Below are 12,921 nucleotides of genomic sequence, written 5' to 3'. Positions count from 1 at the left end.
TCTCCTCCAGTTGGTCATATGATCAAAGTTAGCAAATATCCATTTTCATCAAGCCATTTCTTCCAATTTTCATAGTCTGGCATTAGGACTTTTACCTTCGCCCAAAATTCTTTTGTGTGTCTCGGTTCTATCGTGTGCACTAACTCATGGATAACAACATAGTCAATGGCGCGAAGAGGAGCCATTATTAACCTCCAGGAGAAATTTAAAGTACCTTCTCTGGTACAGGACCCCCAGCGTTTTCTTGCATTGGTTATGTTGACTCTCTTGTACTCAAATCCCCCCAAAGACGCATACCATTTAACACGTCGTTTAATTATTTCCCTTGCTTGTTGTCTGTACCAACTAACAAAAACGTCTCTTGCCTGGTCGACATAACTTTCAGATAAGTAAAACCATCCATCTTTGAAAATTAACGGCTTAGACTGATTTGATACTATCTTCAAGCGGTAATATCTCCCCAAATAGAGAAAACTTTCCCCTGGGAGAAACCTTCTAGATAGAATTTTTGGATCTCTCTTTAGTATCGTCCCTCTTTTCTTTGCAATCCACTCTCTGTGTTTATTTATGAACTCAACTACAGTTTCCATAGTTGCCTCAGTAGGAACCTTTACTATTATTGCACCATCTTCACTAACTCTCAGCTCTAATGACTTTCTATTGGTCTTGTGTACATAGACCTGTAAATCATCTACTGTAATGGTGGTATGCAAGCTCCATCCACCTCTCCACGATTTTGTTTCTCATTTTAAACAACTTTGGATTCTTACTCACATTGGGGATTATGACCTCATTGAGCAATTTTGCTCTAAGCTCTCTCTGCTTGGTTGGACTCTCCCAGAAATCCACAACTTTTACGCTCTGTTTGATAAGATCAATCGCTTTTTTAGTTATGGACACCATGCTCTTAACGTCATCTTCTGGTAGTTCAGATAGAGGCAGGGGCCCATACAGCTCTTTCTTGAGAACTCCTAGGAACGGCATTTCTTTCTTAGGGTCAAGACCATAATTTTCTTCTTCGCTTCTTCCACGTATGACAAGCCTTCTGAATCTTAGCAACTCTCTGGAAAGGAGCTCCCACCGTCCCTGATATTCCTCAAGGATTCGTTTTAGCCTCTCCGCTAAGCGCTCATAAAGTTCTGGATCTTCGGGGTAGTGTCTTAGTATGTATTCTTTAATGGCGGATTCTACTTCCTTGGCTTGGAGTTTTGGTGGCCATTTTTTAACTTGTTTCTCGAATTCTTCTGAAAACAGGGGTGTTGGGGGTATCTTGGGATCAACTCCTTTTGAAATCAAGAATTCCTCCACGATTTCGCGGATTTTGTTTGCTGCCTCAGAGATACTCAATGAATCATCTCGATAGATGTTTTTGGCTGTTTCTCTAATAAAGCTCAGTATCTTCCAGTCCCGCGCATACTTTACAGCTCTAGGGTCAGGAAGAGCCCTATCTAACTCTTGTCCAAATTTCCTGACGAGTGCCAGAAATTCCTGCCTAGTCTCTTCATCTTCAAGCAAGTCTATGCAATCTTCGAACTGACTACGCCAATTGGATATCCCATGGGATAAGAAGAAGGTATCTATTTTCTTTGAAAGCACTTCTAAGTTGTCTAAGCTCTTTTCCCTGTTGTAAAATGAAGTCTTTATTTCCTTTATGTCTTCTCCTCTGTAGATAGATAGGGCTTCTTCAAGGTGTTCAGTAATTCCAACGTAATCTACCACGTATCCAGCACTCTTGTTTTTGTAAACTCTATTCACCCTTGCTATTGCCTGCAAGAGATTGTGCCCTTTCAATATTGTATCTAAGTACATGACCTGCTCAATGGGAGCGTCAAACCCTGTAATCAGCATGCTCTTCACAACAATAATCCCAACATCTCCAGGAATACCACTTTTGGATACTTCCCCAAAGGGAGTCTTGAAGCTCTCAATAACCTCTCTGTGTTTTGAGGGATCTGTGTATTCCTTCCATTCTTGAGGATCATTCTGGCGAGCGGATATGACAACCCCCACTTTTAGCCGCTTTAACATAGCAAATAACTCGTCGGTGATTCCAAGTTGTTTTTTCAACGGAGGATTCTCTTCGAGCTCTTTAATTTTCTCCATTAGAGCATCTTCGAGAGCATGCTTGTACCTAATGGCGGCCAATCTTGAGACAGTAACAACCTGTGCCTTAAATCCATTTGGAAAGATTGTTTTGAGGTAATGGTCAATCATATCCTTGGCCTTGTCTCTGATAACATCCTCGTCTTCCAGATATGCTTGCCAAGTGTACTTTCCAAGAATAAGCTTCTTTTTCTCTACCTCTACAGCTCCAAACACATCCTCAAATCGCTTATTCATGGCCTCTTCGTCTGAGATCTCTGCCTTGTGGGCACGACCCTCATAAAGAATTTCAACAGTTACGCCATCCTTCACTGACTGGCTTATGGTGTATTTGTCAATGTATTCACCAAACCACACTTCCGTTTTGTCGATTGGGGTCCCGGTAAATGCTATCTTGGTCGCATTGGGAAGGGCCTTCCTCATGTTAGCCCCCAACAGTTTGTACTGGCTTCTGTGTGCCTCGTCAACCATTATGAGAATCTTATCTGAGGTATTTAAGACTGGAAACTCCCTCTCCAGGTCACGCTCTTGGAATTTGTGGACTATTGCCATTACAATATCAGGAGTGTTTGTTCTAAGTAACTCCTTCAGATGATCCACTCCTTGTGCAACCCGGACAGTGTATCCTACTCCCTTGGCCGTTTCCTTAAGCTGTTTTTCTAGGTTCCTCCGATCTGTTATTAACACAACCTTGAATGTTGTGAGCTCGGGATCATGATTGAGAGCTCTTATCGTAAACATCATGGTTAGGGACTTGCCGCTGCCCTGAGTATGCCAAACGATACCACCCCTTTTCTCCGGGCTTTCATATGACTTTAGACGTTTAATAATCTTCTGAACAGTTCTGAATTGCTGGTACCTTGGGACTATTTTAATGAAACCTTTTGGAGTTTCCATAAATACCGTGAAGGTATGAAGTATCTCAAGTAAGTTTTCCTTTGAGAGCATTCCCCGAATTAGTAATTCCTGGCTGTAAATATGTTCATTTCCTAAGAGGGCCTGGATATCCTCAACAGTGTAAGGATATGGATCCTTCCATTCTACAAAGTGCACTTTGTCGGAGGTTATCGTCCCATACTTGGCAACCCGCCTGAACGTTGCGATCTGGAAAAGATTGTACCAGAACAGTTTTTCGTTGCCTTCCTTTGCTCCCCGTCTGTTTGAGTACCTCATAAGTTGTTTTATTGCCTCGTCGAGGGGGTCTGCTATCGTTGGAGATTTACATTCAACTACAACAAGGGGCAGACCGTTTACAAAGAGAACGATGTCTGGTATTATGTGACCCTCCGTTCCAGGAATATTGACCTTAAACTGAGAAATCGCAATGAAGGAATTGTTCTCGGGATTTTCAAAGTCTATGTATCTGACTGTTGGGCTTTTTTCTCCCGTTTTTCTGTTTTCTGAGACAGAAATTCCTTCTAACAAGAGGTTATGAATTTCCATATTCGCCTCGATCAGCGACCTTGAGGGCGGGTTTTGTATCCTAATTATGGCCTCTTCAACTTGGTCATCTTCCAGCCAGGGATTGATTCGCCTAAGCGCTTCCTTTAACTCGTCCTCGAGGACTACCTCTCTGAAGCTCTTTCTTAGCTGGACTTCATCTCCATACTCCGGTTCAAATCCACGTTTGAAGCCTTTGATCTCCTTAACAAGGGGGTTGAGCTTATTGCCCCTGTACACCTTCCACCCAAGACGTCTGAGATGTTCAAGGAATGGATTCTCGACGTAGTGCTCTTCGTCGAGACGACGATAGTTCATGTAACTTCACCCTCCAACAGTGGAGTTGCTCGTACCTTACCACTTAAGAGATCATTCATTAGTCCACGCTTGAGCCTCTTAAGTTTTTCTAACTCCCTGCGTTCTTTGTCGAGGATATTGTCCACCTGAGACAGGACTTGAGCAATGCGGCGCTGTTCTGGAAGGGGTGGCATGGCAACTTGAATAATCTCGTCAAATACATATGTAGGAATTCTCTGGCGTCCAGAAGTTCCTTCCATTAACGTTACAGCCCTGTTGTGAACATAATCACTTGTTAGGAGATAAAACAGGAATTCTTTGTCAACTCCCTCTTTGGCTCTAAACACTATGAATTCTGTGGAGCCAATACCAATTTCAATATCCTCAGGGACTAATAGAGCTTTTCCATTCTCTGCACTTGGGGTTATCCGGGCTAAAAGAATGTCGCCACCTTTAAATTTGGAGCCTGCCTCTGAGCCCTTCCTGTAAGACAGGTATTTGTACATTTTTCCACGAATAGGAACAGCATCCATTTCAATGAAGGGGTAAACTTGGTTCGGGTCGATAGGGGTTTTTGGATTGATATCTGAAAAGTCTGAAACATAACCTACATTCCACTCCTTCGGGATCCTCCCAACAGGTGAGTCCTTGAACTCATGGGTCTCCTCGCTCCTGATGTGGCCGTTCTCGTCTATGCCCCTGGTGAGCAAGTCCTGTGAGAGGCCCCTCTTTATGCGCTCGTACTTCTCTATTATCCTTTCAGTCTTTTCGATAAGGGAATCGACCTTCAAGAGGATCTCGGCGATTTTGCGCTGTTCTGGGAGTGGAGGCTTTAGGATAGTGAGATTTTCAAGAGCTTCTTTTTTTAATTCTTGAAATGTACTGCCACCACTGTATTTCTCAAGTTGGGGGCGAATCCACTTTAAGTAATAAGCAAAAAATTCAGTAGCAACATCACTTTCTTTAGGTACTAGCCCTTTGCATCCTTGATTGAATGTTGACTCTACCAGAGTCAACCCAACATACCCAACAGGGGCCCTTGTGGATACTATTATCGAATCGCGGGGAATTACTCTTAAGCCTGCTTCTTTTACGGCTCGGATTGTTATTTTTCGCTCACTCTCAGGGAGATAAATAGTCTCTGCTATTTTGCTTAAATCAACAGGAGTGTACCAGTTCACAGTTCCCTTTTCCCAGTATTCCCTGACACCAGTTGGTGGCGTAGTTCCGGTCTCTACATGAAAAAGGTCTTTTACCAAAGCCTTTACCCACCCCTCAGGGAGCTCACTCATAGTAACCAAGCCTCCTGAGAGTCTCTTCAAGCTCCGCTCTCTCCTCTTCACGTTCGGCTTGAAGTTCGACTAAGGGCTTGTGGTATTTGTCCCAGAGTTTCTCGAGGAGCCCTATGAGCTCTCTCTTCTCCCGCTCAAGGTACTGTTCCAAGTACTCCCTCATCACGTTGTAGAACTTCTCGAGGATTAGCTCCTTGGCCTCTTCGTCTGTCATACTCTCGCGCTTTTCGTGGATTTTACCCGGCTTCTCAAGAATCTCCTCATTTGTTTCCCTGTCAGTGCGGTACACCCCACGTAGTGCTTTGATTTTTTTGTTAAGTTCTCTCTTTGTCCTGTTAAGCTCCTTGTTCTTCTCGTCAATTGCCCTCATGAGTTTCTTTAGTTCTTTTATCTCCTCGATTGCGCTCTTGCTCGTCAGCTGGTACTTGCTCAGGTCCTTTATCTGCTCCTTGAGGTAATTGATAACCCTGTTAGCACTCTTTTTGCCTTGCTCCTCCTCGTCCCAATCTTCGACTTGCTCAAAGAGCTCGTCAAGCTCTGCCTTCAGCTGGGCAACCTTGACCTCGAGTTCCTCAATTTCTCTACGTTCGTTGGAGAAAAACTTCTTCTCTATGAGCTCATCGTCAATTAAGCCCGTAATGCCATTCTCAACACTCCAGCCAAGGGAGATTAATGTCTTGAAGTCATACCTCAGTTCGTCCCACCAGTTGACAAAGACGCCGATGGCCTTGAACTCATCAAGAACGCCCAAGGGCAGAAATGTTGATTTGAACGACTCAAGGGCGTCCTCTCTGAAGGCCCAGAGGCTGCTGTTACTTGGCATGTTCTCAATTTTTGGTTTTATCTGGGACCACCATAGATCTAGGGTCGTGAAATAGGAGTTGAGTGTTCTCTTAACGTTTTCATCTTTCTCGACTATTTCCCGTATCTTTCTCTTGTCAATGTCGTCTTTGAATTTGAAATATCCTTCAATGTATGGGTCAAAAAGCTGGGACGCATCAAAACCGAACTTATTAAACAGTTCCTGATACCGCTCAACCTCCGACACTGGGACACCGCCAATGAGATGGGCCCTCACGTCCTCTGGCTCAGGATCTGGTGTCGCATCAACGTAGCGTCTTATGTTGAGGTTGAAGTCGTTTTTCTCAATCTCCTCTACACTCACTATTCTTGAATACTTTGGTATCTCTAGCTTCTTTTCGTACACCGTGACTATTTTCTCTATGTCTTCTGGTCTGAGGTAGTTTTGGTTTTTGCCCTCCCCGTATTCTCGTTCTGCGTTTATGAAGAGAATTTTTCCTCTCATCTCGGGCGGTTTGTTTTTGTTTATCACGACAATGCAGGCGGGAATTCCAGTATTGTAAAACAACTTGTTTGGAAGGCCGATTATCGCTTCGATTAGGTCGTCTTTGACTATTCCCTCTCTGATGACTTTCTCAGGCCCTCCACGGAAGAGAATGCCATTTGGCATGACTGTAGCCAGGATACCATCCTTTTTGAGACTTGAAATCATGTGCTGAAGGAACATTAAGTCAGCCCTCTTCTTCCCTTTCGGTATTATCCCATACTTGAATCTCTGGGGGAAGTTAACTTCTTCTCCCGGACTGGGCATTGAGAATGGTGGGTTTGCGAGTATCCTGTCAAACTGTTTTATGTACCCGTTTTCCGTGAATCTCGGGTTTACTAGAGTATCATCATTCTCAATGTTTGCGTCTTTGATTCCATGTAAGATCATGTTCATTTTGCATATTGACCAGGTTACCCCATTAATCTCCTGTCCATAAAGGGAGAGGTTCTTTGGATTCTGCCCCTGTTCTTCTACGTAGTGGTAGGCTTCAATAAGGAAACCTCCCGAACCGACTGTTGGGTCATACACAGTCATGCCTTCCTGAGGCTTGACCAGTCTGACCATGAGTCTCTTAACATGATTGGGGGTGTAAAACTCTCCGCCTTTTTTGCCTGCTGAATCTGCGAACTCTTTCAGGAGATATTCATAAGCAGCCCCAAGCAGATCGGGGAATTCAAAGTTTTCGGGGAGTAATTTGTACTTGTTAAAGTGATGTATTAGGTCAATAAGCTGTTGGTCTTTTAACTTGGTTTTTCCTTTTGTGGCGTTGAAGTCAATGTATCTTAAAACTCCGTCCAACTCTGGATTAGCTTCTTCGAGAGCCATTAATGCCCGGTTTAGTTTGTTTCCAACGTCCTCCTTGAAGCTTAGAATGGTTTCCCACCTTGCCTCGGGGGGTACGAAGAATGTATCTCCATACACACTTGGATCTTCCAGCAGTTCTTCTATTTGATCCTTGCTTAGTCCCATTTTTTCGTATTGTTTTCTAAGCTCGTCTCTTTTCTTCTCGAATACATCAGAGAGATACTTCAGGAATAACATGCCAAAGATGTACTCTTTGTACTCTGAGGGGTCCATCCTGCCCCTCAGGATATCTGCGGCCTTAAAGAGGTGAGTTTCGAGTTGTTTAAGGGTAATCTTCTGTGTTTTCATAGAGACACCTCCACGACTTCACCCACGTTGAGTTCACCATTTCCGACAAGATATTCAAACTTTACGTAGGGGGTGATATCCATGAACTCGAATTCTCTTTTAATTATCTCCGCTGTATCGTCTTCAAATGCAACAAAAATAACTCTAATTCCCCTCGCACGGGCTTTCCTTGCAAGGGGTAGGTAGTCTTTATCCCCGGATACTATTATCAAGACGTCTATTGGATTATGGTCAAGAGCATCCATAGCATCAACCATGAGGTACCCATCAGTTAAAGATTTGCCTCCGTACTCTTCGGTTGGTCTCAGATCAAAGCCCAAATGTAGAAGGTTGTTTGCCCCTTTAGGATGAAGTCCATATGTGGTCATGTAAAGCTTCTTCATTGTTAGCTCAACTCCCTGTGTTTCAAAAGTAAAGAAGAGATCTTCCCATTCGATGTCTTCATCGGGGTGTATCTTCTTGGAATTCTTGAAGTGCATACAGATATTGTCTCCATCAACAAACATTGCCCCATTCATAGGGCATCACCTCCTTTCCATCATTTCTAATAGATGTTATGACTTACTACTATTTAAATCTTTCGATGTTATCTGTTACATCTATTGTTTTATGTTCACCTTAACTCTGCCGGTGATCAGCTGGTTAAGGACATGCAAGCGAAGGTCATTTAGCAGTCTAGTTTTTGTGATCTTCAGTCTTTGCAGCTCATCTAGCTTAACAACGCTCGAAACCACGTTTCTCTGGATGTCCATTGGGGGTAGTGGAAACTGGAAGTTTGAAAGATCTCTCCATGACATCCGAGGAAGAACACTACCCGAGGACAGCCTTTCCGCATAATCCAGAAACTCACTTGAGTGTAGAATCATGACAAGATATTCAGGGAGTATCTTGTTTTTGTTGACAGAAATAACGAATATGTCCGCAGTGGCAGAGCCCTCAAATGTTGAAACAACTACTCTGTCTAATTGGGGGTTTTGTCTGACATAGAGGATTTCCCCTGATGTAAATATTGTCTTTGCTTTTGTCTTTTTATCTATTTTGCCAATGTCTTCAGCCTTGAGATAAATAGTACCGGGAGGCACTTGTGCTGCGCTGATAGTGCGGGAGGAGGCCTCCCTAGAATTCTGAGGAGGCCTCTTAACTAGAGTTGCAACATTCCCCACTTTGACTTTTGGATAATTCTTTTGGAGTCTTGTATCAATAATGGCTTTTTTGAGCTTACCCAATAGATTAGCTGTTTGCTCTCCGGTCTTAAGAGCTTCGTCAAAAACCTGAAAAATTTTGACCATGGCTTTTTGTTCCTCAATAGGTGGGATTATGATATCTAGACTTGCCAATCTTCTTGCAGAGATCCTCGGAACACTGGATCCTGAAGGAAGTATGATATCAGGACCTAAAAATTCGAGAAAAAGTTTAAGATACTCAGCTGATACTATGTTCTCTTTTGGGACAATGTAAAGAAAGCCTGAAGGTATCCAAATTGGAGCTTTAACAACTTGGGGCGAAAAAGGTCGTGGAAAGTTCCCCATGACAATTACTTTCCCAGACTTGACCATCGGCTTGGTTGTGAATCCAAGCAGAGACTTTCCATAAACTGGGATGTCACCGCCATTATGGGTAGGAGGTTTTCTTCCAGAGCCCACTTTGGCCACTTCTGACAGTTTTACAATCTTCCAGTCGTGGGGAATCGTAACCTTAAGACCATTGAGATTAACGCTAACGGTTTCCGTTTCTTTGAAAAATTTGAAGGAAATCATTTATTCTCCGCCTCCAGAATCTTTTCAGCGAGCGTAATGGCATCCTTGGTTAGCTTCTCCTCTTTTTGCAGTATTCCTTTTAGAGTAGACAGAACCTCTTCCACATTGATTTTGGGGGATTCCCTTTTGAACACATAGAGTTGGGGGCTTAAATTGTAATCATTATCTGCAATTTCGTCTAATGAGACTATTCTTGAGAATCCTTCAATTTCTTTATGGGATGTGTATGTTGAAACTATTTTATCAATAGTTTCTTGTTTTAACTGAATTAGTCTGCGCCCAATTTCCTCTATCCCTTCAGTTACATTTATCATGAGGACTTTTCTGTGTAGGGATTCATCTTTTTCTTTGTTTATTATTAAAACAACCGGAGAAATGCTTACCCATGGCATAAGCTTGGGTGGAAGCTGAATAACAGCCTCGAGAATATCCATTGAGAGGAGAGTTTTTCTTATTTCTCTTTCTGCTCCAGGTCTTGAAAGGGCTCCAGGAGGAAGGGTTATCACAGCCTTTCTTTTGGAGTAAAATGCTGCCAGTTGAACCCAAAGCCAGTCAGCGGATCTCCATGAGGGCAAATTATCTCTGTCAAGGAGGTAAGGGAGATTCCTCCCTTTTGCCGCTACTTCCCCACTAACTACCACATTCCAAGGCGGGTCTACAACTACATAGTCAGCTTTTGTGAGCCCAAAGTTTTCAAGTATTTCTTCAATTGGATCCCCAATAAGGCTGTCACCAATTTTTAAAGTGCAATTTGAAATCCCACTGATTAGCGCATTCATTGCAGCTAGAGTAACTGCCCATCCGTTAAGGTCAACCCCAATGAGAGATAATGTTTCTGAAGAACTTGAATGGAGAGCTGTCTCAACCAGCAATGAACCTGTTCCCACAGCCGGGTCGAGGATTACAGAGCCATTTTGGACATGCAAAAGACTTGATATTAGAGTTCTAAGAATTTTGGGAGTTAAAAACGTTCCCCGATATTTGTTGCTCCCCTTTGCAATGGATACATTGTCTAAGAACTCTCTGTAAAGTCTTCCAATTTCATCTGGCGAATAAAAGCTTAAATCATAAAGACTAAGAATCTCAATGATTTGGGCGAGTTTTTGCTGATCTAGTTGCATGATAATCCGTGATACTTTCGCTAATGCATTAAGGCCTTTGTCCAGGTTTAATTCTGCAATTCTTTCAAATGCATGGCTCAATTGTGCCTTGAGATCCTGAGACGATACTACGGAGTCCCAGACAAGTAGCTCATTGGATTCAGGATCGTACAATTTTAAAACTTGCTCATTGGCAATTGAGTAAAGTTTGCGTCTGTCTGTAACACTAGTTTTGTACTTGTCAACAATGGCACTAAACCGATCGCTCATGGTCTTGTAGAATAACATAGAAAGTAGAAGTATCTCCGCATAATCTAGCTCAAGTGATATTCTTAAATGATCATAGAGGAAGATCAGAATTTCGTTTAAGTTTTCAGACTCGAATTCTGGAAAAGCCAACTGGTAGATTTTTCTTCGGGAGTCATAAGGATCACTTCCAATTTCCTTTATCAGGCCAGTATTCGAAAGTATGGCCACTAGTTCCCCAACGTTTTTAATCAGGAACTCCTCGTTTCCAGTTTGCTTAAATTTCTCTTCAAAGAAATTCTCGAGGTCTTTTATTGTAAACTGCTTTTTACCAAACTCCAGTTTAATTAAAAAGTATCTACGGCGAGCCCATGGAGGAAGCTTCTTTAACAGGGAAAATTCTGATGTCTGTTTATTCTTCATATTTATCACCATGTCTACACTTAGTGTAAGGGTTTAAAAAGTTTTCTACACAACACAACTAACATCTATTAGCAGATGATTGTAATAACATGGAGACAATACTTTTAGTGACCACCTAAAGAAGCAGGCCAGTCTTGTTTTAAATGGGCCCTATTGGCTCCTGTCTTTGACTTTTTTCAATGGCAATTTGACGAGACATGGATTGGCATTTGCTCAATAAGCCAGTGGAATAGAGGACACTAGTAATTTCAAGTTTGCTAGAACGCATTAAGGAAGGGATTTAGCTGAATTTAAGTTCCGCTGAACTTTATCACAATAAGGGGACACATTTGTTAAAGAGGCTACGTCAGATCATGGATCATCATATCAATAGAGGTTCAAGCAACGTTAAACGGGGGAAACCTTCTCTTAGCATGTATTACGCGGCATATTTGTTTAAAAAACCCATAAAAGACCTAACTCCAGAGGATATTTACAGAGCAGAAAGGGTTTTGATCCCACTGGTTTTAAAGTACTACCTAAACCCTACCCTCAACTGGAAGAAAAAAGTAGACTGCTTACTCCAAGAATTACAAGAGTTTTACATTTACCATTGTAAGCGCAAGAAAAGATGGTCTTTCAAGAATCCCAAACAACCCTTGGATGAAGAGGCAACAATGAGTAACTTAACGCGGTTTTTAAAAGGAGAATACGACATTCATGATGTATTGCAATGGTGCAGTAGCCCAGTTCCTAGATCACGGTATGCGTTTATTCGGCTTCTCAAAAAAACCAACGAGGATGATATTAAAGAACTCCTTAAAAGTGGGGAGATAACTGAGGAGCAGCTAGTGGAGGTTTGTGGGAGGCGAGGCTCTAAATTCATACCAGCAGTAAGGGCTGCCATCTACAGAGTGCTGGGTTCTCAGGAGGGAGAGAGAAAAATTAGAAAAAAACGTAAACGGTACAAGCCCAAGCAGGGAGGACTTGGAAATTCTGTAGCTGATGCATATTTTGAAATTTCCGGGATTCAGCCTAGTAATTACATTAAAAAACAAAATATTATCCATGAGTTTAAATTACAACTGATCAAGATATGGTTTACAAGTGAGAACAGAGAAGAGCGAGAGTGGAAACTAAATATGGCGTTCCCCGGGCTCCTTAAACTAGTTTCATACACCACCGTTTGGTACTTTATCCGAGAACAGGTGGATGAGTATCTGTTGTACAAAGCATTATCCCCTGAGGAATTGGAGAGATATCTGAAGAATAACCGGTTTCGACTTGGAGGCAAACTGTATGAGAAGCTTCTAAAAGCCCTTTACATGTATGGACAGGGTTAAATAATACTCGTGCAAGGGGGCTATTGTTGTTTTTTTCGTTATTACGCAAGAATAATTGCAATGACAGGCAAATTTTTGGAGGATTAATTTCAAGATTCTAAATATCCATGCACGACAAAAGCATGTCCCTCCTTGTAATTGGAGATAAGGCATAATTAACTTTGATCTAGCGATAACAAACTAAAGCTCTTCTGAATAGAGCAATTAAAGGATTCCAACAGAGCCGATTAAACCATAATCTGCAGGGGGTACCAAAAAAGAAAGATAGTTAGTGTTACTTTGGGGAGGATCTTGGGGATGTTTCTTGAAGTTTTCGAGTTAATGTTGATGTTAACTCGAAAACTTGAGATTAACCCTTCTGGAGTTTGAGTGTCACGTTCTAGATTTATTTAAGATGAGTACCTTTAGCCAACAAGTGCGTAGACAGAGGATATTAACACT

8 protein-coding genes are annotated in these 12,921 nt (G+C 42.2%); 1 reads left to right on the top strand and 7 read right to left on the bottom strand.

Going from position 1 to position 12,921, the window contains the following annotated elements; all coding sequences use genetic code 11:
• Positions 1–14: 14 nt before the first annotated feature.
• The 7 genes from APY94_RS03770 to APY94_RS03740 form a co-directional block, all read right to left on the bottom strand.
• The gene (locus APY94_RS03770; RefSeq protein WP_211259697.1) at positions 15–713 is read right to left on the bottom strand and encodes a M48 family metallopeptidase; all 699 of its coding nucleotides are present in this window, start codon (positions 711–713) and stop codon (positions 15–17) included.
• Positions 688–3,861, bottom strand: a complete 3,174-nt coding sequence (locus APY94_RS03765; RefSeq protein ID WP_058938365.1) for a type I restriction endonuclease subunit R — start codon at positions 3,859–3,861, stop codon at positions 688–690. The genes APY94_RS03770 and APY94_RS03765 overlap by 26 nt, the downstream gene beginning before the upstream one ends.
• A complete protein-coding gene (locus APY94_RS03760) occupies positions 3,858–5,132 on the bottom strand; it encodes a restriction endonuclease subunit S (RefSeq protein ID WP_058938364.1) in 1,275 nt (424 codons plus the stop codon). The genes APY94_RS03765 and APY94_RS03760 overlap by 4 nt, the downstream gene beginning before the upstream one ends.
• A complete protein-coding gene (locus APY94_RS03755; RefSeq protein WP_058938363.1) occupies positions 5,125–7,632 on the bottom strand; it encodes a type I restriction-modification system subunit M in 2,508 nt (835 codons plus the stop codon). The genes APY94_RS03760 and APY94_RS03755 overlap by 8 nt, the downstream gene beginning before the upstream one ends.
• Positions 7,629–8,150, bottom strand: coding sequence for an NYN domain-containing protein (locus APY94_RS03750; protein WP_058938362.1), 522 nt, complete (start codon positions 8,148–8,150; stop codon positions 7,629–7,631). The genes APY94_RS03755 and APY94_RS03750 overlap by 4 nt, the downstream gene beginning before the upstream one ends.
• Positions 8,151–8,231: 81 nt before the next feature.
• Positions 8,232–9,389 (bottom strand): restriction endonuclease subunit S, encoded by a 1,158-nt coding sequence (locus APY94_RS03745; RefSeq protein WP_058938361.1) that lies wholly within the window; start codon positions 9,387–9,389, stop codon positions 8,232–8,234.
• Complete coding sequence (locus APY94_RS03740; RefSeq protein ID WP_058938360.1) at positions 9,386–11,158, bottom strand: N-6 DNA methylase; 1,773 nt, start codon at positions 11,156–11,158, stop codon at positions 9,386–9,388. Before APY94_RS03740 ends, APY94_RS03745 begins: the two co-directional genes overlap by 4 nt.
• 413 nt (positions 11,159–11,571) lie before the next feature.
• Here APY94_RS03740 and APY94_RS03735 point away from each other — a divergent pair, with 413 nt between their 5' ends.
• Positions 11,572–12,480: a hypothetical protein gene (locus APY94_RS03735; RefSeq protein ID WP_058938359.1), complete on the top strand. Its 909-nt coding sequence runs from the start codon at positions 11,572–11,574 to the stop codon at positions 12,478–12,480.
• The last annotated feature ends 441 nt before the right edge of the window (positions 12,481–12,921 follow it).

It is taken from the genome of Thermococcus celericrescens, assembly GCF_001484195.1.
GTDB lineage: Archaea > Methanobacteriota_B > Thermococci > Thermococcales > Thermococcaceae > Thermococcus > Thermococcus celericrescens.
Note: the sequence above shows the minus strand (reverse complement) of the source record. Positions and strands in the feature narration are given on the sequence as shown.